The 26,116-nt window shown below is 66.3% G+C and carries 21 protein-coding genes and 1 tRNA gene; 12 read left to right on the top strand and 10 right to left on the bottom strand.

Annotated features, from left to right (window positions below; all coding sequences use genetic code 11):
- Positions 1-186 precede the first annotated feature (186 nt).
- Positions 187-792 (top strand): DNA-3-methyladenine glycosylase I, encoded by a 606-nt coding sequence (locus AC6LJ2_RS06565; protein ID WP_263913874.1) that lies wholly within the window; start codon positions 187-189, stop codon positions 790-792.
- Here the strand turns inward: AC6LJ2_RS06565 and AC6LJ2_RS06570 are convergent.
- The gene (locus tag AC6LJ2_RS06570) at positions 776-2,680 is read right to left on the bottom strand and encodes a sulfatase-like hydrolase/transferase (protein WP_263913875.1); all 1,905 of its coding nucleotides are present in this window, start codon (positions 2,678-2,680) and stop codon (positions 776-778) included. The genes AC6LJ2_RS06565 and AC6LJ2_RS06570 overlap by 17 nt on opposite strands.
- A gap of 296 nt (positions 2,681-2,976) precedes the next feature.
- On the opposite strand from AC6LJ2_RS06570, the gene AC6LJ2_RS06575 reads away from it, so the two are divergent.
- Complete coding sequence (locus tag AC6LJ2_RS06575) at positions 2,977-5,058, top strand: AsmA family protein (protein WP_498151044.1); 2,082 nt, start codon at positions 2,977-2,979, stop codon at positions 5,056-5,058.
- 62 nt (positions 5,059-5,120) lie between these two features.
- Here AC6LJ2_RS06575 and AC6LJ2_RS06580 read toward each other — a convergent pair whose 3' ends face one another.
- Together AC6LJ2_RS06580 and AC6LJ2_RS06585 are read right to left on the bottom strand one after the other, a co-directional pair.
- Complete coding sequence (locus AC6LJ2_RS06580; protein ID WP_445658205.1) at positions 5,121-6,716, bottom strand: diguanylate cyclase; 1,596 nt, start codon at positions 6,714-6,716, stop codon at positions 5,121-5,123.
- A gap of 11 nt (positions 6,717-6,727) precedes the next feature.
- Positions 6,728-7,372, bottom strand: coding sequence for a TetR/AcrR family transcriptional regulator (locus AC6LJ2_RS06585; protein WP_263913976.1), 645 nt, complete (start codon positions 7,370-7,372; stop codon positions 6,728-6,730).
- A gap of 117 nt (positions 7,373-7,489) precedes the next feature.
- Here AC6LJ2_RS06585 and AC6LJ2_RS06590 point away from each other — a divergent pair, with 117 nt between their 5' ends.
- Positions 7,490-8,236, top strand: coding sequence for a 3-oxoacyl-ACP reductase family protein (locus tag AC6LJ2_RS06590; RefSeq protein ID WP_498151045.1), 747 nt, complete (start codon positions 7,490-7,492; stop codon positions 8,234-8,236).
- Positions 8,237-8,428: 192 nt separating this feature from the next.
- Positions 8,429-8,504: transfer RNA gene (locus AC6LJ2_RS06595), tRNA-Lys, on the top strand.
- Between the two features lie 144 nt (positions 8,505-8,648).
- Here the strand turns inward: AC6LJ2_RS06595 and AC6LJ2_RS06600 are convergent.
- Entirely contained in the window at positions 8,649-9,272 is a 624-nt protein-coding gene (locus AC6LJ2_RS06600) for an FMN-dependent NADH-azoreductase (RefSeq protein WP_263913879.1), read from the bottom strand.
- Positions 9,273-9,558: 286 nt separating this feature from the next.
- On the opposite strand from AC6LJ2_RS06600, the gene AC6LJ2_RS06605 reads away from it, so the two are divergent.
- From AC6LJ2_RS06605 to AC6LJ2_RS06615, 3 genes are all read left to right on the top strand, one after another.
- Positions 9,559-10,227 (top strand): HAD family hydrolase, encoded by a 669-nt coding sequence (locus AC6LJ2_RS06605; RefSeq protein ID WP_263913880.1) that lies wholly within the window; start codon positions 9,559-9,561, stop codon positions 10,225-10,227.
- 156 nt (positions 10,228-10,383) lie between these two features.
- Positions 10,384-11,031, top strand: coding sequence for a YiaD family glycine zipper/OmpA-like lipoprotein (locus tag AC6LJ2_RS06610; protein WP_263913881.1), 648 nt, complete (start codon positions 10,384-10,386; stop codon positions 11,029-11,031).
- A 91-nt stretch (positions 11,032-11,122) separates the two neighbouring features.
- Positions 11,123-11,449, top strand: a complete 327-nt coding sequence (locus tag AC6LJ2_RS06615) for a 4a-hydroxytetrahydrobiopterin dehydratase (RefSeq protein WP_498151046.1) — start codon at positions 11,123-11,125, stop codon at positions 11,447-11,449.
- A 75-nt stretch (positions 11,450-11,524) separates the two neighbouring features.
- Here AC6LJ2_RS06615 and AC6LJ2_RS06620 read toward each other — a convergent pair whose 3' ends face one another.
- From AC6LJ2_RS06620 to AC6LJ2_RS06630, 3 genes are all read right to left on the bottom strand, one after another.
- Positions 11,525-12,223, bottom strand: coding sequence for a DUF6776 family protein (locus tag AC6LJ2_RS06620; RefSeq protein WP_263913883.1), 699 nt, complete (start codon positions 12,221-12,223; stop codon positions 11,525-11,527).
- 157 nt (positions 12,224-12,380) lie between these two features.
- Positions 12,381-13,067 carry an N-acetylmuramate alpha-1-phosphate uridylyltransferase MurU gene (gene murU / locus AC6LJ2_RS06625; protein WP_498151047.1) on the bottom strand — a complete coding sequence of 229 codons (687 nt, stop codon included), beginning with the start codon at positions 13,065-13,067 and terminating at the stop codon, positions 12,381-12,383.
- Positions 13,067-14,107 carry an aminoglycoside phosphotransferase family protein gene (locus tag AC6LJ2_RS06630; RefSeq protein ID WP_498151048.1) on the bottom strand — a complete coding sequence of 347 codons (1,041 nt, stop codon included), beginning with the start codon at positions 14,105-14,107 and terminating at the stop codon, positions 13,067-13,069. Before AC6LJ2_RS06630 ends, murU begins: the two co-directional genes overlap by 1 nt.
- A gap of 168 nt (positions 14,108-14,275) precedes the next feature.
- Between AC6LJ2_RS06630 and AC6LJ2_RS06635 the strand changes: the two genes are divergently transcribed.
- The 3 genes from AC6LJ2_RS06635 to rsmA are packed head-to-tail and all read left to right on the top strand — an operon-like array spanning position 14,276 to position 19,051.
- Entirely contained in the window at positions 14,276-16,669 is a 2,394-nt protein-coding gene (locus AC6LJ2_RS06635; protein ID WP_498151057.1) for an LPS-assembly protein LptD, read from the top strand.
- Entirely contained in the window at positions 16,666-18,240 is a 1,575-nt protein-coding gene (locus AC6LJ2_RS06640) for a peptidylprolyl isomerase (protein WP_263913886.1), read from the top strand. Before AC6LJ2_RS06635 ends, AC6LJ2_RS06640 begins: the two co-directional genes overlap by 4 nt.
- A 19-nt stretch (positions 18,241-18,259) precedes the next feature.
- Positions 18,260-19,051 (top strand): 16S rRNA (adenine(1518)-N(6)/adenine(1519)-N(6))-dimethyltransferase RsmA, encoded by a 792-nt coding sequence (gene rsmA / locus AC6LJ2_RS06645; RefSeq protein WP_263913887.1) that lies wholly within the window; start codon positions 18,260-18,262, stop codon positions 19,049-19,051.
- 66 nt (positions 19,052-19,117) lie between these two features.
- Here the strand turns inward: rsmA and AC6LJ2_RS06650 are convergent, their stop codons facing one another.
- Entirely contained in the window at positions 19,118-20,260 is a 1,143-nt protein-coding gene (locus AC6LJ2_RS06650) for a glycerate kinase (RefSeq protein ID WP_263913888.1), read from the bottom strand.
- Between the two features lie 103 nt (positions 20,261-20,363).
- Here AC6LJ2_RS06650 and pyk point away from each other — a divergent pair, with 103 nt between their 5' ends.
- Complete coding sequence (gene pyk, locus AC6LJ2_RS06655; protein WP_263913889.1) at positions 20,364-21,806, top strand: pyruvate kinase; 1,443 nt, start codon at positions 20,364-20,366, stop codon at positions 21,804-21,806.
- 45 nt (positions 21,807-21,851) lie between these two features.
- On the opposite strand, the gene AC6LJ2_RS06660 is transcribed toward pyk, so the two are convergent.
- Positions 21,852-23,081 carry a nucleoside recognition domain-containing protein gene (locus AC6LJ2_RS06660; protein ID WP_498151049.1) on the bottom strand — a complete coding sequence of 410 codons (1,230 nt, stop codon included), beginning with the start codon at positions 23,079-23,081 and terminating at the stop codon, positions 21,852-21,854.
- Between the two features lie 149 nt (positions 23,082-23,230).
- On the opposite strand from AC6LJ2_RS06660, the gene AC6LJ2_RS06665 reads away from it, so the two are divergent.
- The gene (locus AC6LJ2_RS06665; protein WP_498151050.1) at positions 23,231-25,594 is read left to right on the top strand and encodes an acyl-CoA dehydrogenase; all 2,364 of its coding nucleotides are present in this window, start codon (positions 23,231-23,233) and stop codon (positions 25,592-25,594) included.
- On the opposite strand, the gene def is transcribed toward AC6LJ2_RS06665, so the two are convergent.
- Positions 25,582-26,115 carry a peptide deformylase gene (def, locus tag AC6LJ2_RS06670; protein ID WP_498151051.1) on the bottom strand — a complete coding sequence of 178 codons (534 nt, stop codon included), beginning with the start codon at positions 26,113-26,115 and terminating at the stop codon, positions 25,582-25,584. The two genes, AC6LJ2_RS06665 and def, sit on opposite strands and share 13 nt — an antisense overlap.
- Position 26,116: the final 1 nt, after the last annotated feature.

The following is a 26,116-nucleotide window of genomic DNA, read 5'->3' on the forward strand; positions in this document are numbered from 1 at the left end:
CTACGGCTGGGCGCGGCCAAGCCATGCGGCCCGCGCGCCAAACAGATCCGGCAAGGGCGCGCGGTCAGGGCCGGCGCGGGATCAGGGTCGGAAATAGTAGCTGGATTCGGCTTGCGGCTGCTACGACTTTTTTCGGGGACGTGGCTGGAGTAGCATCGGGAACCGATTGCCGCCAGGACGCTACCCATGCATGCCAATTCCGCCTTCCCCGACGGCCGCGCCCGTTGCGGCTGGGTCGACACTTCCGTCGACTACATGGCCTATCACGACACCGAATGGGGCCGCCCGGAAGGCGACGACCGCGCCCTGTTCGAACAGCTCTGCCTCGAAGGCTTCCAGTCCGGCCTCAGCTGGCGCACCATCCTGAACAAACGCGAGGCTTTTCGCCGCGGCTTCGCCAATTTCGATCCGGCCAAGGTCGCGCGGTTTGGTGAAAAGCAGGTGCAGGCCTTGCTGGCCGATGCCGGCATCGTGCGCCATCGCGGCAAGATCGAAGCCGTCATCAACAACGCCCAGCGCGCGCTGGAAATGATCGAACGCGAAGGCTCGCTGGGCGCATTCCTGTGGCGCTACGAGGCGCCGTCGGGGGCGCCGTCCACGCTGGGCGCGTCTACGTCAGAACAATCCGACGCCCTGTCCAAGGCGCTCAAGAAACTGGGCTGGAAGTTCGTCGGCCCCACCACGGTCTACGCGTTCATGCAGTCGGTCGGCATGGTCAACGACCACCATCCCGACTGCTATTGCCACAGCCTCAGCGAACGGGCGCGCAAGGCGTTCAAACGGCCGGCGTGACGGTCGCCGCGCCGGGTATGCAGTAACGCCCTTCGCGATAGGCCCAGCTGGGCCACAGGGCGTGGGCCAGCGCTTCGGCAGCCAGGTCCGGGTCCAGCGGCACCGGCGCGTAGTCTTCCGGCGCGGTGTAGCGGTACTGCACCGGCGTCTTGTTGGGGGCCATCACCAGCAGGTCGTTTTCCTTCAGGTAACCGTAGGTGTTGTCGTACTGCATGATGGCGCGGCCCGGCGTGCTGCGGGTCAGGTCGTGGCCGATCATGGGGTGTTCGGTGTCCACGCCCATCAGCGACAGCAGGGTGGGGGCCAGGTCGATCTGGCTGATCAGCCGGTCGTCGCGGCGGGCTTCGATGCCGGCTCCCAGGATCACGGCGGGAATATGGAAGTGGCGCACCGGCACCAGGCTGGCCCCGAACACGCGCGAATCGTGGTCGGCGGCAATCAGGAAGACCGTGTTTTCCCAGTAGGGCGCATCCTTGGCCCGCTCGAAGAAGCGGCCCAGCGCCCAGTCGGCATAGCGCACGGTGTTTTCCACGGTGGCGGGGTTGCCTTCGGTCTGGATGCGGCCCGCCGGGTATTCCCACGGCGAATGGTTCGACACGCTGAACGCCAGGGTGAATGTCGGCTGGTCGCCGTCTTCGCGCAGCAGGCGGTCAAGCTGATTGAACATGTCTTCGTCCGAGGCGCCCCAGGTGCCCACGAAGGCCGGATCCACGAAGTCTTCGCGGTCGACGATCTGCTTGAAGCCGTTGCCCAGGAAGAAGCCCTTCATGTTGTCGAAGTGCGACTCGCCGCCATAGATGAAGCGCGAGTGGTAGCCATGCCGGCCCAGCAGGTCGGCAAGCGAGAAAAAACCGCGTTGCGAGCGCGGCAGCTTCAGCACGGCCTGGGCCGGGGTGGGCAGAAAGCCGGTCACCACGGCTTCCAGGCCGCGTACCGAGCGCGTGCCGGTGGCATAGGCCCGGGTGAAGGTCCAGGCGTCGCGCGCCAGGGCGTCAAGCTCCGGCGTGAGGTTCATGCCGCCCAGGCCGGCGCTGTACTGTGCGCCCAGGCTTTCTTCCAGGATGATCACCAGGTTCAGTGGCCGCGCCGTCTTGCGGGTGGCGGGCTGGCGATGCAGGCTGGGGTGGTCGGCATGGGCGGGCGGATAGGGCAGGCCGGCCTGGGTCAGCACGCGGCGGTGCATGTCGTCTTCGTCCATGCCGCCGTACACGGCAGAGGCCGACTTTTCATTCTTCATGCTATAGACGGCATAGAACACGTTGTAGAGCGAGTTCAGCGCCAGGGTATTGAGCATGCCGTCCGAGCTGTAGGCCACCGATGACGGGTTGATGGGCCGGTGGCCCAGCGTGCCGCGGATGGCCAGGATGACGGCGGCCAGGATGGCCAGGCTGGCCAGCGGCATTTGCCACCAGGCCAGTTGGGGGTCGGGCGTGGCGTGGCCGAAGAGGGCATAGGCGCCCCAGCCGATCAGCGCCAGCGCGCCGAAGCCGCCCAGCAGCGCGGCCTTGTAGCCGCGCCACAGCATGCCCGACACTTCGCGCGGGTGTTTCAGGTACTCGACGAACAGCCGGTTGGGCCGGGTGTCGTATTCCAGGATGAAGGGCGGCGTGGCCACTTCCAGGAAAGCCAGCAGGATGAAGGCAACCAGGTACCAGATGCCGGCGGCCGTGGCGGCAAACGGCAGATGGCCCAGCCAGGGCGACAGTACCGCCGGCAAGGCAGCCAGCACGCAGATCTGATGGGCGTCGATGCGCAGGCCGCCAAGCAGCAGGGGGGCCAGGCCGCCCGCGTTGCGCACGCGCTGCCATTGCCAGGCGGCCAGCGCCAGGCGGCTGAGTGTCAGCAGCGCAAAGGCCGCCACCACGAAAATCAAGCTCGAATGCCGCATCGGGCCTCCAGGTAGTACTGCCGTCCGTCCCGGCCGGGATCGCGGGATCGGGCTGATCGCGCATTGGAACAGGGAGGGCGTCGAAAATTCGGTAGGGATTATTCCGTTCGGCGGCGCGAAAAACCGGATGCGGACCGGCTGCTTTGTAACTTTTGCCGACCGCGCGCTCTATGACACTGAAAAATCCGCACACATTATGAGGCCGGCAAGCTTAACCTGCCCGGCCGCGCGCGCTACCCTTGAGTTAATTAGGGCCGGGGCATCGGCGCCCCGGTGACAAAGGCAAGGTGATAACGATGACGCGCAGAACAAAAATAGCGGTCGGGATTGCCGGGGGGCTGGCCCTCCTGGTCGTGGTGTTGGGGGTGGTGATCGCCAATTTTGACTGGAACCGCGCCAAGCCCATGATCAACGAGCGGGTCACCGCGGCCATCGGCCGCCCCTTTGCCATCAATGGCGATCTGAGCGTGCAATGGACGCGAGAGCCCGACGAAGGGGGCTGGCGCGCGTGGGTGCCATGGCCGCACATCGTCGCCAACGACATCAGCGTCGGCAACACCGAATGGGCCAAGGCGCCGCAGTTCGCCACCTTGAAGCGCGGCGAATTCAGCCTGTCGCCGCTGCCGTTGCTGAGCCAACGCGTCGTGATCCGGCGCATCCAGCTGACCGAGCCCGCCGCTGATCTGGAACGGTTGGCCGACGGCCGCGCCAACTGGATTTTCACCCTGCCCGAATCGGGCGAGCCATCGCCCTGGGTGCTGGACATCAACGAGATCGGCTTCGACAAGGGGCGGGTGGGCTATGCCGACGCGATGCTGCAGGCCGACCTGGCCGTGCTGGTCGATCCCCTGGGAAAACCAGTGCCGTTCGCCGACGTGGCCGGGGCGTCCTTCGCCGCGCAAGATGGGGCGGCCCCAGCGCCGCGCGACTATGTCTTCGGCTGGAAAGTGGACGGCAAGTACAAGGGGCTTGCCACCAAGGGCGAGGGCAAGGTGGGGGGCATGCTGGCCTTGCAAGACCCCAGGCAGCCGTTCCCGGTGCAGGCCGACGTGGCCATTGGCGGCACCAAGGCGTCGGTGACCGGCACCCTGACCGATCCGGCCAACCTGGGGGCGCTGGACCTGCGGCTGAAACTATCGGGCGGGTCCATGGCGCAGCTGTATCCGCTGACCGGCGTGACCTTGCCGGACACGCCGCCGTATTCCACCGACGGCCATCTGGTGGCCAAGCTGCGCAACGCCGGGGGCGCGGTGTTCGACTACCGCGATTTCAATGGCCAGGTGGGCAATAGCGACCTGCACGGCGACGTGTCGTTTTCGCTGGCCGCGCCGCGCCCCAAGCTCACCGGCAAGCTCTCGTCCAGGCAACTGCGCATGGCGGACCTGGGACCGCTGGTGGGGGTGCCTTCCGGCAAGGCGGCGCCAGCCCAGGACAAGCCCAAGGACGCGCCAGCCAAGCGTGCCGGCGGCAAGGTGCTGCCGGACCAGGCCTTTCGCACCGATCGCTGGCGCGACATGGACGCCGACGTCTCGCTGGAGGCCGGCCGCATCGTGCATGACGCCAAGCTGCCCCTGTCGGATCTGTCGGTGCACGTGGTGCTGCAGGACGGGCAATTGACACTGGACCCGCTGCGCTTCGGCATGGCGGGCGGCACCATGGCCGCGACACTGCGTCTGGACGGCTCCAAGGCGCCCATGACCGGTCGCGTGGACATGCATGCGAGGCGCCTGCGCCTGAAGCAGCTGTTTCCCGCCACGGAGTCCATGCAGAAGACGCTGGGCGAAATGAACGGCGACCTCGCCCTGTCGGGCACTGGCAATTCCGTGGCTGCGCTGCTGGGTACGGCGTCCGGTGACGTGAAGATGCTGGTCAACGATGGCGTGATCAGCCGCAGCCTGATGGAAATCGCGGGCTTGAACGTGGGTAACTACGTCGTGTCCAAGCTGTTCGGCGACGACGAGGTCAAGATCAATTGCGGCGCCGCCGACCTCGAAATGAAGAACGGCGTGATGACGCCGCGCGTCTTTGTGTTCGATACCGAGAACGCCCTGATCAACATCACGGGCCCCACCGACTTCAAGAACGAGAAGCTGGACCTGGACATCACGCCTGACAGCAAGGGCTTCCGGATCTTCTCGCTGCGCTCGCCCTTGTACGTGCGCGGCACGTTCGGCTCGCCTGACGTGGGCGTGCACGTGTTGCCGCTGGCCGCGCGCGGCGCGGGCATGGTGGCGCTGGGCGTGATCCTGACGCCGGCGGCGGGCCTCCTGGCGCTGATTGCGCCGAGCACGACCGACGACAATTCCTGCGCCACGCTGCTCAAGCAGATGCGTGTGCCGCCCAAGGCGCCAGCGCCGGCGCCCGCCAAGGGCAAGTAGGGCGTGCCGCGCAAAGCGGCCGGCGTGCCGGCCGTTTTGCGCGCGCAAGCCGTCAGGCCGGTTCAGCGCGGCAGCGCCATCCTTGCGCCGTCCGGCGCCTGCTGGTCGGCAATACAGACCGCGTTGCGGCCATGGTTCTTTGCGTAGTAGAGCGCGCGGTCGGCCTGCTGGATCACTTCATCGAGCGTTGCTCCGTGCAGCGGATACTGGGCCACGCCGGCCGACAGGGTGATCGGCGCGGGCAGGCCGGCCGCCGCGTCCAGCTGGGCCAGCTTCAGCCGCAGCCGCTCGGCGGTGGCCACGGCCGCCGCCAGCGGGGCGCCCGGCATCAGCATCACGAATTCCTCGCCGCCGCTGCGGGCAACGGTATCGCCGCTGCGCGAGCCTTCGGTCAACAAGGTGGCCAGGGCCTGCAAGGCGCGGTCGCCGGCTGCGTGGCCATAGCGGTCGTTGATGTGCTTGAAGTGATCGATGTCCATGGCCACGATCGACAGCGGCGTGTCCGCGGCCTGCAGCAGCGCCATCGCCTCGTCCAGGCCGCGGCGGTTCAGCAGCCCGGTGAGCGTGTCGGTGGTGGACGCGCGGCGCAGGTCGCGAATCTTGTGCTGGATCGACGCCAACCCCATCAGCAGCGCGCGCTTGAGCTGCGAGGCCTCGAAATACCACGACCGCACCTTGCGGATGCGTTCGGTCGAGTCGGGGTCCTGCATGCGCTTGGCGATGCTGGCCAGTTCCCCCAAGGGGCGGGCGATCCAGCGCGACAGCAGCCACAGCAGCACGATGGACAGCAGCAGCAGGGGCAGGGTGTTGCGGGCGGTGGCCATCAGCAGGTCGTTCAGCGGCAGCAACGTGCTGGCCACCGGCCGCTGCGCGATGATGGTCCAGCCCGTGCTGGGCACCGGCGCGTAGCCGGCCAGTATCTCGGCCCCGTCCGTGTCGGTGAAGCGCAGCTCGCCGGTTTCGCCGCGCAGCGCCGCGCCGAGCTTGGCCTTGTCGGCGGACATGTGGCCCAGGCGGCTGCGGTCGGGGTGGTAGATCAGCGTGCCGTCGCGCGCCAGCACGTACAGCAGTGAATCATCGCGGTTGAAATGCTGGCCCAGCAGACGGTCCAGCACATTGTCTTCGTGCAGATAGAGCGTGCCGGCGATATAGCCCAGGTAGCGATAGTCGCGTGAAAAGATCGGATGGGTGTACAGGATCAGCCAGCGGCCGGTGCTGGCGCGAAAGGGTTCGCTGATGAAGGGCCGCCGGGTGGTCAGCGCGGTCCTGGCCGCGTCGCTGGTCATCCGCTGGCCCTTCAACTGCGGGTACGAGGGCGACACGGCTTGCACCATGCCGTCCGGCGACACCACGAAGCTGGAATTGAAATGCCCCAGCTGTTCTTCCTGGCGGCGCGTTTCCGATACTGCGAGCTCGGGGTGGGCCTCCATGTCGGCCAGCACGTCGGCGCTGAAGGCCAGGTGACGGCGCAGGTCGCCCAGGAAGTATTCGGTGGTGGCGGCCAGCTTGGCCGCATAGACCCGATTGCTTTCCAGCGCGTTGTGCAGCAGCAGGTCGCGCTGGACGAGATAACTGGCATGCAGGCCTGCCGCGAGGACCAGGAAAATCGACAGCAGGCTGACCCACAGGATGAGGCGCCGGAGGTCGATGCGGAACATGGGAGATCCCGTCAGGAAGCTGCGCGGCCTGGGGGCAGGCCGGAAGGGGGCATGCCGCCTGTGAGCGCATCCCAGGCGCACATCGCCTGTCGCGCCACGGCCTGCAGGGTCTTGCGGCTGGCGCCGTCGCGCGCCTGGATGGACATTCCGTGAAGGATCGTGGTGTAGAAAGCGGCCAGACTTTTCAGGTCGGCCCCTGCGGGCAGTTCGCCAGCGGCCGCGCCGGCGGTCAAGCGGGCCAGGATGCGGCCTTGCATCTCGCGGCGGCTGTCGCCCAGGAAGGCGCCGACCCCAGCAGCGTTGCAGGCGCCCGATGGCGCACCCAGCACGATCAGGCAGCCGGGCGGAGCGCCCGGCGCCGTGAAGCGGTCGGCGGCGGCCATCAGCATGCCTTGCACGGCGTCGCGGGCAGTGTCGGCATCGGTCAGCGCGCGGCGCGAGGCGGCGCCGTCGGTGTCGCGATAAAGCTGCACCGCTTCACGAAATAGTCCTTCTTTTGAGCCGAATGCGCCGTAAAGGCTGGGCGAGTTAATGCCCATCGCAGCCGTCAGATCGGCTAGCGATGCACCTTCATATCCCTTCGACCAGAACACTTCCATGGCCTTGCGCAAGGCCTGGGCTCGGTCGAAGTTCCGGGGGCGCCCACGTTCTGCCATGGGGCGCATTTTACTCGCGAGCGATATTTTGTGTTGATCGATAAAAAAATCGTTGACGACCGAGTCGAGCCGATGGATGATATTTGTATTGATCAATACAAATTAAAGGATGACCCCATGCAGAATCTGAACGGAAAGATGGCTTTCGTGACCGGCGGCAGCCGAGGCATCGGCGCGGCGATCGTGCGGCGCCTGGCCGCGGATGGCGCGGATATCGCATTCACCTACGTCAGCGCCGCGTCCAAGGAAGCAGCCACGGCGCTGGTGCGCGAACTGGAAGCCGGCGGCCGTCGTGCCCGCGCCATCCAGGCGGACTCGGCCGATCCGGCCCTGGTCCGCCAGGCGGTGGAGCAGGCCATTGAACAGCTGGGACCGGTGGACGTGCTGGTGAACAACGCCGGCATCTTCCTGGCCGGTCCGCTGGACGAGGTCACGCTGGAGGACTACGACCGCACGATGAACATCAACGTGCGTGCGCCTTTCGTCGCGATCCAGGCCGCGCAGGCGTCGATGCCGGACGGCGGTCGCATCATCAACATCGGCAGTTGCCTGGCCGAGCGCTCGGGGCGGGCCGGCGTCACGCTGTATTCGGCCAGCAAGTCGGCGTTGCTGGGCATGACCCGCGGGCTGGCGCGCGACCTGGGCGCCCGCGGCATCACCGTCAACGTGGTGCACCCCGGCCCCATCGACACCGACATGAACCCCGCCGACGGTGACCACGCCGCCGACCTGGTGGCGGTGCTGTCGTTGCCGCATTACGGCGAAGTGCGCGACATCGCCGGCATGGTCGCTTTCCTGGCCGGGCCGGATGGGCGCTACGTGACGGGGGCGAGCCTGGCGGTAGATGGCGGCTACGCGGCATGATGGGCAAGGCATGGGCGTTGCGGCGAGGTCGCAACGCCTTCGTCGACCGCGATATTTGTGGTTGATCAGCGACCGACTTGCACAAATAAAAAAAGCTCCCTATAATCTTGCTTCTTCGCAGTTCACACACATCAAGACGCGACGGCAACAGCGCAAGCCAAGCCCGGGCAAATTGAAGTGAATGAATGTGCAGGGCTGTTAGCTCAGTTGGTAGAGCAGCGGACTCTTAATCCGTAGGTCGAGTGTTCGAGCCACTCACAGCCCACCAGAATTCAAAAAGCCGTTGACGATGCAATCGTCAGCGGCTTTTTTCATTTTTGGTCGCTTGGGTGCCGGGCGGCCCCCATCGAATCACGGGGCTGAACCGCAGGGCTGAACCACAGGACTGAACCACGGGGCTCATTCTGATTCCTTAGAAATCTCCCGCCATCGTAATCGCCCGGGCCTTGGCCTGTTCGATGGTGTCCGGCGCCAGGGCATCCCAGGTGTGTTCCACCGTCAGGCTGCGGACCTCTTGCACGCCGATGAACTTCAACCAGAAGTCGATGTAGTCAGCCTGGTGCGTGAACCCGGGGCTGCTCGCGCCTGCGCCCTGATCGTGGCTTTGTCCGCGCACATGGATCACCAGCGCGCGCTCGATCTGCAGCATGGGGCCATAGGCCTGGCCGTTGAAGGTGAACAGCATGTTGCGCTGGCTGACGAGGTCGATCAGGTGTTTGAGCTTGTAGGGGTAACCGAAATTCCACATCGGCACGCCCACGACGATCCGGTCGGCTTCCTGGAAACGCCTGGCGAGTGCTTCGATGCGCGCCCAGGCCGAGGATTCGACATCATCCATAGGCGCGTGGGACACACGCTTGTATTTGGCGCCGATCGTCCGACTGTCAAAGTCGGGCAAGTCCTCTTCCCAGACGTTCAGCGTATCGACTTCAAGCGACGGGCAGGCCTGGCCGCAGGCGTCGATGAACGCGTTGGCGATGGCAATGGACGCGGATTGTTCGCCGCGGGGGGAAGACACGATGTTCAGGAGACGCATGCGAGGTGATCCAAACGACCAGTGTGAGAGATGCCGTGGTCTGACACGTCCGCTGTCAGACGTCCTACGCAACTGGCATCTCAGATTTTTACGATTTCAATTGCAGTTGCAATCATTGGTGAGGCAATTCTATCGCCTTCCGATGTAATTGCAAATGCAATTATTGAGTGCCACGGACAGGCAAGCGGCGCATTAACCCAAGCCTTAAGGATGGTTGCACCCCAGCTAAACCACGTCGCGCACAGGCCTCTCTATAGTGACGGCATCGATTTCCTGGAGTGCCGTCATGTCCGTTGTTGCCTCGCCCGCCGCCTATCCCCGCGCGGTGTTGTTCGATCTGCTGACTGCTTTGCTGGACTCCTGGTCGGTCTGGAATGCCGCGGCAGGTTCCGAGGCCCGGGGCCGGGCCTGGCGGGCCGAGTACCTGCGCCTGACCTATGGTTGCGGCGCCTACCAGCCGTACGAACACCTGGTCGAGATGGCGGCCCGGGCCGTTGGCCTGCCGGCCGATGCGCCGGCGGCGCTGGAAGCCGGCTGGGATGGCCTGCCAGCCTGGGACGGCGCGCGTGAACTGCTGCAGGCGTTGCGGCCGCATTGCCGGCTGGGCGTGGTGACCAACTGCTCGCAGCGCCTGGGCCAACGGGCGGCGGCGTTGCTGGGGGTGGATTGGGATGTGGTGGTGACCTCGGAAGAGGCGGGTTTCTACAAGCCAGACCCGCGGCCGTATGCGTTGGCATTGGCTCGGCTGGACACGCCTGCCTCCCAGGCGGCGTTCGTCGCGGGGTCGGGCTACGACCTGTTCGGCACCAGCAAGGTGGGGCTGCGCACCTACTGGCATAACCGGGTCGGCCTGGCGTTGCCGGAAGGCGCCCCGGCGCCGGAGGTGCAGTCGCCGCGATTGGAAGCCGCCGTGCCCTGGCTGGCCCGCTTTCAGACAGACGCGCCGGTGCGTTGAACCCGGCCAGGAAAACAGGCTGGCGACGGCTGCCATTGCCTCAGTCGCGGTACAAAATGTTGCGCGCTGTCCGCTGACACGCGCGGCATGACTGGACGTAACATGATTCTTGCTGCCGGCATCCGCCGGCGCACCGACAGGATCGTGGAGGTTGTCATGTACTCAAGAACAATACTCAAGCGTATCGCTGTAGTTGCCGCATCAGGGGCGTTGATGGCGGGTTGCGCCACCCAGCAGCAGACCAATACCGCGGTGGGCACGGGCGCGGGGGCCGCTATCGGCGCAGGCATCGGCGCCCTGATCGGCCACGGGACGGGCGCTGCGGTCGGCGCCGGCATCGGCGCGGTGGCCGGTGGCCTGGTCGGCTACAACTGGAAGGTGGTCAAGGATGACGTCCAGCGTTCGGGCGCGTCCTCGCTGGGCATCGATGTGGTCGAGATGCCGGATGGCAGCCTGAAGGTCAACATCCCCAGCAACGTGTCGTTCGATACGGACAAGACCGACCTCAAGCCGGCGCTGCTGCCGGTGCTGGACAGCGTGGCGCGTTCGCTCAACCAGCATCCCGAACTGCGGGCCAAGGTGGTGGGCCATACGGACAGCACGGGCGCACTGGCGCACAACCAGACGCTGTCGGTGAATCGCGCGCGCAGCGTGACGGACTACCTCTCGCGCCAGGGCGTGGCAGCGACACGCTTGTCGATCGAAGGCCGTGGCCCCAACGATCCGATCGGCGACAATGCCACCGCAGACGGCCGCGCGCTGAACCGCCGGGTCGAGATCTACCTGTACGCGGTCAAGCAGTAAGGCCGCTTGGCGGGGCCAGGGAGCCTGGGGCGAGCCCTGTGCGGGCAGCCGGTCCTGGCACCTGGCCCCGCCTATTATTCTGGAGTTCACCATGAGCATGTTTCCCCCTGCGCGTATCGGCACCGACATCGCGGTTGCCGCACTGTCCGGCTGGCAGGCCGTGGCCATGCGCGATGCCATCGAGAAGCGGTTTCGCTTCGCCAATTTCAACGCGGCCTTCGGCTTCATGTCTCGGGTGGCCATGTTTGCTGAAAAGCTGAACCATCATCCTGAATGGACCAACGTCTACAACCGGGTGGACGTGATGTTGACCACGCACGACGCGGGCGGCGTGACGGAACTGGACGTGCGCATGGCGCAGTTCATGGATGAAGTCGCTGCACAGATGGGCGCGACCGCGCCGAAAGCGGCGTCGTAGCCGCGGCATTCGGAAAATGCGCGGCGCCAAAAAGAAAACCCGCCGACAGGCGGGTTTTGCTTGAAGCCTGGGGCCTCAGTTGCGCACGTAGTAGATGCGCATGGCTTGCTGCTTCTGGGCGCCGTCCATGACGCGCAGCACCACGACCTTGGGGGTGAAGCCGTCGGGCAGCTTCAGTTGGCCCAGGGCGTAGTCGTAGCGGTCGACATTGAGTGACGGGCCTTCCGGCGTGATGGTGGCGGCGCGGCCGTTGGGGTAGCTGCCGTCGATGGAGAAGGTGAGCGTGCCCTTGAAGGGCGCGCCGGTGCGTTCTTCGCGCATCACCAGCACCTGGTAGTCGAGCTGGCCGGGTTGGCGCTTGAAGGTGGCCGAGCGGATGCCCAGGTTGCCGCCGCGGGGATCGGGCGGCATGGCGTCCTGGAACAGGACCAATTCCTTGTTCTGGGTTTCCAGCTTGGCGCGCGCCTCGGCCAGGTCGGCGGTGAGCTTTTCGTGACCGGACTTGTTGGCGTCGCGCTGTTGCGTGGCTTCTTCGAGCTGGCTTTGCAGACGCTGGTTCTCAAGCTTGGAGGCGCTGAGTTCGCTGTGCAGCTGCTCGGATTGCTCGACGGTCAGGCGTTGCGGGCCGTAGTTGGTCTGCAGGAAGAGCACGCCGCCCGCGCCCAGGGCGATGCCCACCAGCAGCAGGACCAGCCAGCGCGGCATGCGGCGCGTGCGTTGGCCGGGTTGGTATACGGAGGGCTTGAATACGGCCCGTTGCGATCTTCCGAACATCCCCATTCCTAGAAAACTTCCTGTGTGTTGCCCGGCTGCGCGCTGCGCGCGCGAGCCAAAGCGTCAGAGAATACCCGGTTAACCCGGGGCGTTGGGCGCGCGGACAAGCCTCGTTGCGCACCTTGATATTGTGAAATATGTGGACATTGGTCGGAATTCAAACCGGGCGGGCAGCGAGCTGCGCGTCAAGGTCGGCCAACCGTTGGGGGGTGCCGACGTCTGTCCATCGGCCTGTATGACGTGCGCCGCGGACCTTGTCCTGTTCCATGGCATGCCGGAGCAGGGGGGCCAGTTTGGCGGTGGTGCCGGGGGCAATGCCCGCGAACAGGCTGGGATGGTAGACGCCGAAGCCGGAATAGGTCAAACGGGGTTCGCCGTGGTCATGCACCCGGCCATCGGGTTCCAGCACGAAATCGCCCGTGGGGTGGTGCGCCGGGTTGTCGACCATGAGCAGCCAGGCGCTGTCCGCCGGCAGGCGGGCGGCCAGGGCGGGGGCGGTGGCCACGTCCCAGTCACACCAGATATCGCCGCTGATCACCAGAAACGGGGCCGGACCCAGCAGCGGCAAGGCCTGGGCGATGCCGCCGGCCGTTTCCAGGGCGGTGCCTTCCGGCGAATAGCGGATGCGCACCCCGTAGGCCGCGCCGTCGCCAAGCGCGCGTTCGATCTCGTGCCCCAGCCAGGCATGGTTGATCACCACGTCGCGGATGCCGGCTGCGGCCAGGCGTTCCAGGTGCCAGACGATCAGCGGCTTGCCGCCGACCGGCAGCATGGGCTTGGGCAGGCGGTCGGTCAGCGGGCGCATGCGCTCGCCGCGGCCCGCGGCCAGGATCATGGCCCGCATCAGAAGGTGTACCCGACGCTGACCTGGCGGTCGTCCAGCTTGTCCAAGAGGCGCAGGAGGGGGGTGAAGACCCCATAGCGCTGGGCCACCTGGCGCACGTAGCCGTTCACGCGGGGCATGTGGGCCAGGTAATGGGCCTTGCCGTCGCGGTGGTTCAGGCGCGCGAACACGCCCAGGATGCGCAGGTTGCGCTGCAGGCCCATCCATTCGTAGGCGCGGTGGAATTCGGCGAAGTCGGCGTCCACGGGCAGGCCGGCGGCACGCGCCATTTCCCAGTAGCGGATGGCCCAGTCCAGTTGCTGCGGCTCTTCCCAGGTGGTGCGGGCGTCGGTGACCAGCGAGGCCAGGTCATAGGTGATGGGGCCGGCCAGCGCGTCCTGGAAATCGATGACGCCCGGGTTGGGGCCGTATTGCGGCTGGTCGCAGACCATCAGGTTGGGCGAATGGAAGTCGCGGTGCACCAGCACGGTGGGCTGGTTGCCGTTGCTGGCGGACAGCAGGGCGAAGATCTTTTCCAGGGCCAGGGCGGTCTTGTCGTCGATCGTGACGCCATGGTGCTTCTGCACGTACCACTCGGGGAACAGCTTGAGTTCGTCAGCCAGCCGGGCGGTGTCGTAGGGGGCCAGACCGGTGGTGGCTGACTGTTGCAGCCGCACCAGCGCGGCCAGGGCGTCGCGGTACAGCGACTGCAGGCGGGCGTCGTCCAGGCCGTCCTGGATGCGTTGGTAATAGGTCTGCTCGCCCAGGTCGGACAGCAGCAGCAGGCCCTGGTCCAGGTCTTGCGCCAGCACGGCGGGCACGTTCAGGCCGGCATCGCGCAGCAGTTGCCCCACGTGCAGGAACGGGCGGCAGTCTTCGTGCTGGGGCGGGGCGTCCATGACAATCAGGGTGCGGCCGGCGGCGTCCAGGCGGAAATAGCGGCGGAAGCTGGCGTCGGCAGAGGCGGGGCGCAGCGAGTCCAGCGCCAGGCCCAGCTCGGCGGGCAGGCCTGCCAGCCAGGCGCGGATCTGCGCCAGGCGGGAGTCGTGATCGTTTTTCAAGGAAGATCCGTGTCAGAAGGGCAATATTGCTGAAATTTGGGTTCCGCGCACATAAGGCTGGGCGTCTGGCGCGGCTTCTCTATAATACCGGCTCGTTTCCGTTAGCATTGGCCCTTCTTGGGCGCCAGTGCCTGGTTCCCCCATCGTAAAAAAGGGCTGTTTTCACTCGTGCGCAAGGTTCGGTGGTTGATCCTATCTGCTATCAGCGTCGCCGGGGCCGCTCAGGCCCAGGGCAGCCAGGGTTCGGCTCCCTCGTCGACGTCGATCACCGCGGCTCCCGAGCTGCGCACCTCCCCCGGGCTGCGGATGCACCGCCTGCCGGACGGGAACATCCCCGCCTACATGGAGGCGGACACGATCGAAGGTGATCCGGATTCCGACCTGACCCTGACCGGCGCGGCGCAAGTGCGCCGCATCGACGGCGTGATCAAGGGCGACCGTATCAATTACCGCAAGGACACGGGCGACGTCGACGTCCAGGGCAATGCGCGCATGATGCGCGACGGCACCCTGGTGACCGGTCCGAACGCCAAGTTCAACGTCGACAAGTATTCCGGCGAAGTCGAAAAGCCGAACTTCTGGCTCGGCGCCACCGGCGGCTTCGCCGTGGCGGACAAGGCCGACATCTTCAGCAAGTCGCAGATGCGGCTGCACACGGTGACCTACAGCGGCTGCGCTTGCGAGACGCCGTCCTGGTACATCAAGGCCAATACGGTCGACATCGACTTCGACGAAAACGAAGGCGTGGCCCGTAACGGCGTGCTGTATTTCAAGGATGTGCCGATCCTGGCGTCGCCCTACATGACCTTCCCGGTCAAGAAAGAACGCAAGTCGGGCTTCTTGATGCCCACGTATGGCACCACCAGCAAGGGTGGCTTCGACTTTTCGTTGCCTTACTATCTGAATATTGCGCCGAACTACGACGCCACGATTCAGCCGCGTTACTTCTCCAAGCGTGGTTTGCAGATGGGGGGTGAGTTCCGCTATATGGGCTGGAGTTACAACGGCACTGTCGTCGGCACTTACCTGCCCAATGACAATGTCTCGGGCAATGACCGCTGGATGTATTGGTGGCGGCACCAGCAGGTGCTGTCCAATGGCTTTTATGCTGATTGGGATATCGCTAAGGTCTCGGACGATGACTATTTTCGCGATATTTCTCAACTGGGCTTGAACCAGGCGTCAACAACCTTCTTGCCGCAACGAGCGCGTTTGGGCTGGATGTCGAATTACTGGAGTGCATATGCTCAGGTATTCAAATACCAGACCTTGCAGGATCCGAATGCGCTGCTAGCCCCTCCTTACGACAAAGAGCCTGAGTTGTATCTGCGTGGTGCGCGCTACGATTGGGGCGGCTTTGATGCTGAATGGACCTCCACGGCAGTTCGTTTCAGCCAACCTCTGTTGCTTGGCAGGCGCAATGGCCCTAATGGCGATCGACTGCAAACTTATCCGACTGTGTCTTACCCGATCGTCCGCCCGGGTTGGTTTGTGGTGCCTAAGGTCGGCGTCAACTACACCCAATACCAGACCAGCTGGTACAACGGTGACTGGCTCGGCCTGAACTCCGGCACGGCCAATGCTGGCACATCGGTCGGCTATCCGCGTTCGCAATCGCGCACGGTGCCGATCATGTCGCTGGACACCGGCCTGATTTTCGAGCGTGACACCACGCTGTTCGGCAAGGCGTCGACGCAGACGCTCGAGCCGCGTCTGTACTACCTGCGCGTGCCGTATCGCGACCAATCCAAGATCCCGGTCTACGACACGTCGCTGTCCGACTTCAGCTTTTCGCAGGCTTTCGACGAGAACATCTATACCGGTGGCTGGGACCGCATCTCCAATGCCAACCAGTTGACCGCCGCGCTGACGACCCGCTGGCTCGACGCCTCGACCGGTTTCGAGCGCGCCTCGCTGGCCGTGGCGCAGCGCTTGTACTTCGCGGATCAGCAAGTGACCCTGCCGGGCGAGACGCCGCGCGAAAACGTGCGGTCCGACTTCCTGGTAGGTGCCAGCGCCGCCCTGACCGACACCTTCAGCACGGAAGTGGCGGCGCAGTACAACCCCTACGACAACCGTTGGTCGCGCACCTTGCTGAGCGGCCGCTGGTCGCCGCAGCGCCTGACGACGATCGCATTGGCGTACCGTTACCAGCGTGACCCACAGACGGGCGTGGCCTACCAGCCCCAGGGCCAGAACCAGGTCAGCCTGGCGGTGCAGTGGCCGTTCACCAAGCGCTGGTATGGCGTGGGCCGGGTTGACTACTCGCTGCGCAACGGGCCTTCCAGCACCGTGAGCGGCACGACCGATTCCCCGCGTATCACGCAGGCCATTGCCGGCCTCGAATACAAGGGCAATTGCTGCTGGGTGGGTCGGATGGTGTTCCAACGCTATGCCGTGTCGGCCACCGACGCCAATACGGCGCTGTTTTTCCAGCTTGAGTTGACCGGACTGGGTTCCCTGGGAACCGATCCGATGAACCTGCTGAATAGAAGTATCCCCGGTTATTCGAACATCACCCCGCCTGTTCCTACCGGGACCACATTTGAAAGGTATGAATGATGCGTAGGTTGCACTCTTTGCGTCGCTTCTCCGGCAACGCGCTGTTGCTGGCCGTTTGCGCCGCCTTCTCCGCCGCGCATGCGGCGGAGCCGACCGGCAAGGGCGGCAAGAACGCGCCCACCGCGCAGAAAGCCGCGTCGCAGCCTGCTGGCGAGCAGTTCGTCGACGGCATTGCCGCCGTGGTCGACAAGGACGTGATCACCCTGCGCGAACTGCGCGATGCCTCGCTGCGCATTGCCGGCGAACTCAAGGCGCGTGGCATCCAGGTGCCTGACGACAAGACGCTGCAGCACCAGGTGCTGCAACGCCTCATCATGGAGCGGGTGCAGCGCCACGAAGCCGACCGCATGGGGATCCGGGTGGACGACGCCCAGGTCGACCAGGCCATCAAAACCATTGCCGAGCGCAACAAGATCAGCGCGGCGCAACTGCGCCAGGAAATCGAGAAGTCCGGCACTACCTGGGACAGCTACCGCAAGTCCCTGCGTGACGAGATCCGTTCGGATCGTCTGCGCCAGCGCGCGGTGGATTCCAACATCGTCATCTCCGATGCCGAAGTGGACGCCTTCCTGAAAGACCAGCGCCGCAATCCGGCATTCGCCGCCGCCGCGCAGCCGGCCCAGCAGGCGCAGCAACCGGCCCAGCCGCAAGCGGCGCCCGAGCAGGCTGCGGCCCCCGCGGGCCCCATGCTGTACGCCGTGGCGCAGATCCTGGTGCGCGTGCCGGAAGGCTCGTCACCGGACCAGGTGGCCGCCTTGCGCAAGAAGGCTGAAGAACTGCTGGCGCGCGCCAAGCGCGGCGACGACTTCGCCAGCCTGGCCGCCGCCAGTTCCGATGGCCCCGAAGCCCTTCAGGGCGGGGTCATGGGCGTGCGTCCGCTGGACGGCTGGCCCGACCTGTTCGCCAAGGCCATCGCCAACCTGCAAAAAGGCCAGGTCAGCACGCTGCTGCAAAGCGGCAACGGCTTTCATATCCTGAAGGTCATGGACCGCGGCACCGCGCAGCCCGCACCCAGCCGTACGGCACGTGCGCCGGTGCCCACGCCGGCCCCGCAACCGCGTCCGCAGCCCCAGGCGCAAGCGCCGCAAGGCCCGGTGGAAGTGATGCAGACGCACGCGCGTCACATCCTGATCAAGACCTCCACCGTCATGAGCGACGAGCTGGCTCGCCAGCGGCTCGAACAGGTGCGTCAGCGCCTGGTGGCCGGCGATGCCAAGTTCGAAGACATGGCACGCCAGTACTCGCAGGACGCGACGGCGCCGCAGGGCGGCGATCTCGGCTGGCTGAATCCGGGCGAGACCGTGCCGCCGTTCGAGGCCGCGATGAACGCGCTCAAGCCGGGTGACATCAGCCAACCGATCCAGACGCCGTTCGGCTGGCACCTGATCCAGGTCGAAGAGCGCCGTCAGCATGACGCCACCGACGACCTGGCGCGCATGAAGGCTCGCCAGATCCTGTTCGAGCGCCGCGCCCAACCCGCTTTTGAAGATTGGCTTGATCAACTGCGCGCCCAGGCGTACGTGGACAACCGCCTTGAAAAGCAGGACCGTATCAACCAGAACAACCGCTGATCACCAGCCCGGGCTTTTCATGTCTTCACACCAGGCGCGCAAGCGCTTTGGCCAGAACTTCCTGACCGACGAGAGCGTGGTCGAGTCCATCGTCCGGGCGGTCGGGCCCGCCCGCGACGATACCGTGGTCGAGATCGGCCCCGGCTTGTCTGCCCTGACCCGGCCACTGCTCGAACGGCTGGACCACCTGACCGCGGTTGAAATCGACCGCGATCTGGCGGCCCGCCTGCGCAAGCAATTCGAACCCGATCGCCTGACGGTGGTCGAGGCAGATGCCTTGACCGTGGATTTCTCGCAGTTCGGCAAGGGCCTGCGCGTGGTGGGCAACCTGCCGTACAACATCTCCAGTCCGCTGCTGTTTCACCTGATGACCTGGGCCGACCACATCCGCGACCAGCACTTCATGCTGCAGCGCGAAGTGATCGATCGCATGGTGGCGCAGGCTGGCAGCGGCGATTTCAGCCGCCTGTCGGTGATGCTGCAATCGCGCTACCGCATGCATAAGCTGTTCGACGTGCCGCCCGAGGCCTTCGATCCGCCACCCAAGGTGGTGTCTGCCATCGTGCGCATGGTGCCGTTGCCGGCCGACCGCCTGCGGCCGGTCAGCGAACGCGCCTTCGAAACGGTGGTGGCCCGTGCGTTCTCGCAGCGTCGCAAGATGCTGCGCCGGGTGCTGGCCGACTGGGCACCGCAGGTGCCCTGGGAAGCGCTGGATATCGCGCCGACGGCGCGTGCCGAAGACATTTCGGTGGACCGATACATCCGCTTGTCCGATGCGCTGGTCGAGGCCGGCATCCTGCAGCGCGGCTGACGCTGCATCCCCCCAAGAAAGCCCGCGTCGCGCGGGCTTTTTTTCGTGTCGTGAAAGCGCGAAGGACTACAGCATGCGCTTTTGCGCTGCCATCCATAGCTGCATGACATCGCGCGCGCGATCGTGCAGCAGGCGTTCGGCATCGGCCAGCGCCTGCTGCAGCGTGATGGGGCCGGGCGCCAGGCTGAAGGCGGCGCTGATGCCGCCGGCGTGCAGGGCCTCGTAACCCTCGCCCAGCGAACCGGCCAGGGCGACCACCGGCACACCGGCCTGGCGCGCGATGCGGGCGACGCCGGCCGGTGTCTTGCCGCGCAGGGTCTGGGCGTCCATGCGGCCTTCGCCGGTAAACACCAGCGTGGCGCCTTCCATGGCCGCGGCCAGGCCGCCGAGTTCGGCGACGATGTCGACGCCGGGGCGGAAGTGCGCATTGAGGAAGGTCTTGGCGGCAAAGCCCAGTCCACCCGCGGCGCCCGCGCCGGCCTCGTCGCGGTGGTCGGCGCCCAACTGGCGCGCACAGACATCGGCGAAGTGCGACAGCATGCCATCCAGCGTCTGCACCTGCTCGGGCGTAGCGCCTTTTTGCGGACCGAACACATGGGATGCGCCTTGCGGCCCGCACAGGGGATTGTCGACGTCGGAGGCAATGTCGAAGCGGACGTTGGCAAGGCGCGCATCCAGCCCGCGCGCGTCGATGCTGGCGAGTTGGCCCAGTGCGCCGCCGCCGGGCGGCAAGCTGCGGCCGTCCTTGTCGAGCAGGCGCAGGCCCAGCGCGGTGAGCATGCCGGCGCCGCCGTCGTTGGTGGCCGATCCGCCCAGGCCCAGGATGATGTGCTTGGCGCCGGCGTCCAGCGCGGCCACGATCAATTCACCCACGCCGTGGCTGCTGGCGCGCAGGGGGTCGCGCTTGGACGGCGCGATCAGTTCCAGGCCGGCCGCCGCGGCCATTTCGATGATGGCCGTGCCGTCATCGAGCAGGCCCCAGATGGCATCGACCTTGTGGCCCAGCGCGTCGTTGACCGTGCGTTGCCGCGCCTGGCCGCCCGCCGCGGCCAGCACGGCCTGCACCGTGCCTTCGCCGCCGTCGGCCATGGGGATGCAGACGGTCTGGGCGCCGGGAAAGGCGGCCTTGACGCCGCGCGCGATGGCCGCGGCGGCAACGGGTGCGGAAACGCTTTCTTTGAACGAGTCAGGAGCGATGACGATTTTCACGATGGCGGCGGCAGAGAGGGTGTCAGGGTGTTGACCATGATACCCGCGCGTTCGCGGGCGGCGTACCATAACGCTTTCGTTGTTCATGTGAGAGTGGATCGCCATGCCTGTATTGCGCCGCACCAAAATTGTCGCCACCCTGGGCCCGTCGACGTCGACGCCAGAACGCATCGACGCCATGATCAAGGCGGGCCTGGACGTCGCACGGCTGAACTTCTCGCACGGCAGCGCCGACGATCACCGCGAACGCGCCCGCCTGGTGCGCGAGACCGCGGCGCGGCAAGGCCGCTTCGTGGCCATCATGGGCGATCTGCAAGGCCCCAAGATCCGCATCGCGCGCTTCACCGACAAGCTGGTGCACCTGCAAGTGGGCCAGCCGTTCACGCTGTCGCGCGTGTATCCGAAAGACGCCGGCACGGCCAGCATCGTAGGCATTGATTACCCCGAACTGGTGCAGGACTGCCGCGTGGGCGACGAGCTGCTGCTCGACGATGGTCGCGTGGTGCTGGTGGTGGACCGGGTCGAAGGCGACGAGGTCCACACCACCGTCACGGTGGGCGGCCCGCTGTCCAACAACAAGGGCATCAACCGGCGCGGCGGCGGTTTGTCCGCGCCCAGCCTGACCGACAAGGACCGGGTCGACATCAAGCTGGCCGCCGAAATGCAGCTGGACTTTGTTGCCGTGTCGTTCCCGCGCTACGGCAGCGACATCGACGAAGCGCGCGAGCTGCTGCGCGCGGCGGGCAGCGAGGCCTGGATCATCGCCAAGATCGAACGCGCCGAAGCGGTGGCCGACGACGAGGCGCTGGACGCGCTGATCCGCGCCAGCGATGGCGTGATGGTGGCACGCGGCGACCTGGGCGTGGAAGTGGGCGACGCCGAACTGGTCGGCATCCAGAAGCGCATCATCCAGCACGCACGCACGCTGAACAAGGTGGTGATCACCGCGACCCAGATGATGGAGTCCATGATTTCCAGCCCGATGCCCACGCGGGCCGAAGTGTCCGACGTGGCCAACGCGGTGCTGGACTACACCGATGCAGTGATGCTGTCGGCCGAAAGCGCCTCGGGCCAATACCCGGTCGAGACCGTGCAGGCCATGGCGCGCGTGTGCCTGGGCGCCGAAAAGCACCCCACCAGCACCAAGTCGCACCATCGCCTGGGCGAAACCTTCACCCGCTGCGACGAGACCATCGCGCTGGCGGCGATGTATGCGGCCAACCATTTTCCGGGCGTGAAGGCGATCATCGCGCTGACCGAAAGCGGCCACACGCCGCTGATCATGTCGCGCATCCGCTCCGGCGTGCCGATCTACTGCTACAGCCCGCACAGCGTCACGCAGAATCGCGTCACCATGTTCCGCGGCGTCTACACCATTCCGTTCGCACCGTCCGACTACGAGCCGGCCGACCTGAGCAACGCCGCCATCGATGAACTGAAGAAGCGCAACCTGGTGAAAGAGGGCGACTGGGTCATCCTGACCAAGGGCGACTTCTACCGCGACAGCGGCGGCACCAATGGCATGAAGATCCTGCTGGTCGATTGATCGGGCTGCGGCGTCGGTCCGGATCAGGACCGGCGCCGCGGGCGTTCAGCCGAAGAACCAGTAGCACACACCGATGGCCGCGAGCACGCCGGCCAGGTCGGCGACCAGCGCGCAGCCGACCGCATGGCGCGCACGCAAAATGCCGACCGAACCGAAGTACACGGCCAGCACGTAGAAGGTGGTTTCGGTGCTGCCTTGCACCACTGCCGCCAGCAGCGCCGGAAAACTGTCCACCCCGAAGTGCGTCATGGTCTCGAGCATCAGGGCGCGGGCTGCGCTGCCCGAGAACGGCTTGACCAGGGCGGTGGGCAGGGCATCCACGAAGCGCGTGTCCCAGCCGGCGTGGGCGGCGACCCAACGAATGCCATCGAGCAGGAAGTCCAGCGCGCCGGAGGCCCGCAACACGCCCACCGCGCACAGCATCGCCACCAGGTACGGCAACAGGCTCTTGGCGATGTCGAAGCCTTCCTTGGCGCCTTCGATGAAGGCCTCGTAGACCGGCACTTTTTTCCAGGCGCCCACCACCAGGAAGGCGAGCAGGATGCCGAACAGGGCCAGGTTGCCCATCAGCGACGACAGCGCGGCGATGGCGGTGGCCGACATGCTGGCCAGGAGCGCCATGAAGCCGCCCAGCACCAGCGCCACGCCGCCCAGCCACAGCAGGATGACCGGGTCGGCCAGCCGCAGGCGCTGGCAGGCCGCCACCGCCAGGAAGCCGGCCAGCGTGGATGCGCTGGTGGCCAGCAGGATCGGCAGGAACACCAAGGTGGGATCGGCCGCGCCTTGCTGGGCGCGGAACATGAACAGGGTCACCGGGAGCAGCGTCAATGATGACGCGTTCAGCACCAGGAACAGGATCTGCGCGTTGGTGGCGGTGTCCGGCTTGGGGTTGAGCGATTGCAGCTCGCGCATGGCACGCAGGCCGATGGGCGTGGCGGCATTGTCCAGTCCCAGTCCGTTGGCGGCGAAATTCAGCGTGATGAGGCCGATGGCCGGATGGTTGCGCGGCACCTCCGGCATCAGCCGGGCGAACAGCGGGCCGAGCAGCCACGCCAGCTTCTCGACCAGGCCCGCGCGCTCGGCGATGCGCAGAAACCCCAGCCATAGCGTCAGGGTGCCGAACAGCAGCACCATGACTTCGACCGAGATGCGCGCCATGTCGAACAGGCTGGCGACCATGGCGCGAAAGACGTCGGGCTCGCCGATGGCCAGCCAGCGGTACAGGGCGGCAGCGGTGGCCGTCAGGAAAAAGCCCAGCCAGAGTTTGTTCAGCATGCGGCGTGTGCCTGGATAGCGGTTGATTGCGTTCCCGCAAAGGGGAGGCCCATTGTCGCAGAGTCAGCCCGCTCCAGCTTGGCCCCGGCCCCCCAATTCTGGTACTTTGACCCGATACGCCCAGTGGCATCGAACAAGAAGGGGAGCACATGGATTTGAACGCATGGCGCCGGCGCCGCATCTCCGAACCCGCTTACCGTTGGGCCCGCAAGGCCATGCCGCCGCTGTCGCCCACCGAACGCGAAGCCATCGAGGCTGGCGACACCTGGTGGGATGCCGACCTGTTCACCGGCAACCCCGATTGGCGCAAGCTGCTCGATGTGCCCGCCGCCACCCTGACGCCCGACGAACAGCGCTTCATCGACGGCCCCGTGGCGCAGCTGTGCGCCATGCTGGACGAATGGGACATCACCTGGAACCGGCGCGACCTGCCGGCCGAGGTCTGGGCGTTTCTGAAGGCACAGCGCTTTTTCGGCATGATCATTCCCAAGCGCTACGGCGGGCTGGGTTTTTCGCCTTACGCGCATTCCGAAGTGGTGCGGCGCATTTCCGCCTATTCCATCACCGCCGGGGTCACTGTGATGGTGCCCAATTCGCTGGGACCGGGCGAGCTGCTGCTGCAGTTCGGCACGCCCGCCCAGCGCGACTACTGGCTGCCCCGCCTGGCCGATGGCCGCGAGGTGCCGTGCTTCGGGCTGACCAGCCCCGAAGCGGGGTCCGACGCCGCGTCCATGGTCGATACCGGTGTCGTCTGCCGTCAGGTCATCGACGGCCGCGAGCTGATCGGCGTGCGGCTGAATTGGCACAAGCGCTACATCACGCTGGGGCCGGTGGCCACGGTGCTGGGGCTGGCATTCAAGATGTCGGACCCCGATGGCATCCTGGGCGGCGCGCGCGACATCGGCATTTCGGTGGCGCTGGTGCCCACCGACGCGCCCGGTGTCGAGATCGGCCGCCGCCACCTGCCGGCCATGCAGGTGTTCCAGAACGGCCCCAACCGCGGCCACGACGTGTTCGTGCCGCTGGACGCCCTGATCGGCGGGGCCGAGCACGCCGGCCACGGCTGGCAGATGCTGATGAGCGCGCTGGCTGCGGGGCGCGGCATTTCGCTGCCATCGCTGTCGGCCGCCGCCTGCGTCATGAGCGCCCACGCCACCGGCATGTATGCCCGGGTGCGTGAACAGTTCGGCATCCCGGTAGGCAAGTTCGAGGGCGTGCAGGAAAGGCTGGCCAGCCTGGCGGGCAATGCCTACCTGGTGGAAGCCGCTCGCCGGTTGACCTGCGCGGCGCTGAACCAGGATGTGAAGCCCGCGGTGGTGTCGGGCATCATGAAGTACCACGCCACCGAACGCATGCGGGTGTCGGTCAACGACGCCATGGACGTGCATGCCGGCCGGGCGGTCATCGACGGGCCCAGCAATTACCTGGGTGCGCTGTACCGCGCGGTGCCCATCGCCATTACGGTGGAAGGCGCCAACATCCTGACCCGCAACCTGATCATCTTCGGCCAGGGTGCCATCCGTGCCCATCCGTACCTGATGCCGGAAATGCTGGCGCTGGGCAACCCCGACGAAGAGCGCGGCATGGAGGTCTTCCATGACGTGTTCTGGCGTCACTTGCGGCACACCGGCATGAATGCGCTGCGTGCCATCGGCCGCGCCTGGACGGGCGGCGTCCTGGCGCCGTCGCCGGTGTCCGGACCCACCGCCCGGCACTATCGCCGGCTGGGGCGCTATGCGTCCGGCTTCGCGCTGCTGGCGGATGCCACGCTGGCCCAGCTGGGCGGCGGGCTGAAGCGCCGCGAGATGATCTCGGCGCGGCTGGGCGACATCCTGTCCGAGCTGTACCTGCTGTCGGCGGTGCTCAAGCGCTGGGAAGACGAAGGCCGCAAGCACGACGACCTGCCGCTGGTGCATTGGTGCCTGCAACAGGGCTACGCGGAAATCGAAAAACGCATGGACCAGGTGCTGTCGAACTTGCCCGGCCGGGTGATGGCCTGGGGCTTGCGGGCGGCTATCCTGCCGCTGCGGCTGGCCAAGGGGCCGGACGACGCGCTGACCCGCGAATGCGCCGAACTGCTGCTCAAACCGTCGCCCACCCACGTGCGGTTGGCGGCCGACCTGCAACGGGCGGCGGCCGACAGTGCGCAAGACGATGATCCGCTGGCGCTGCTGACGCGCGCCTTTGCGGTGGTGGATGCGGTGCAGCCGATCCGCGACCGGCTCAAGCAGTCGGGGGTGCGCGACTGGCGCGAGGCGCATCGCCATGGCGCGATCTCGGCATCGCAGGCGGCGCAGCTGGAAGAGGCCGAGGCGATCGTGTCGCGGGTGCTGCAAGTGGATGATTTCGCGCCGCGCGACCTGTCGCCGCAGGCGGCAGAGGCCGAAGCCACGCCGGGCCGCGAGCCCGCGGCCAAGACCGAAGCCTCGCCGGCACACGAGCCCGCGGCCACGGCCGATGCCGGCACGGACGTCAAGCCCGCGCCGACACCGCCTGCCGATCAGTCGTCCTGATTCGGGTCCATGCCCGGGAACAGGATTTCCGTGAAGCCGAACTTCGTGAAATCCTGGATCCGGGACGGATACAGCCGGCCGATCAGGTGGTCGCATTCGTGCTGCACCACCCGGGCATGGAAGCCGTCGGCTTCGCGCTCGATGTCGCGGCCGTAGGGATCCTTGCCGCGGTAGTGGATGTGGCGGTAGCGCGGCACCATGCCGCGCAGGCCTGGCACCGACAGGCAGCCTTCCCAACCGTCTTCCATCTCGTCCGACAGCGGCGTGATGACGGGATTGCACAGGATGGTCTGCGGCACCGCGGGCGCGTCGGGATAGCGCTCGTTGCGGTCAAAGCCGAAGATGACCAGTTGCAGGTCCACGCCGATCTGCGGCGCGGCCAGGCCTACGCCTTGCGCCGCCGCCATGGTCTCGAACATGTCTGCGATCAGGGCGTGCAGCTCGGGGGTATCGAAGCGCTCGACCGGCGGCGCCACGCGCAGCAGCCGGGGATCGCCCATTTTCAGGATGGTGTGGATCATG

The organism is Achromobacter sp. 1014246743 (genome assembly GCF_059760725.1).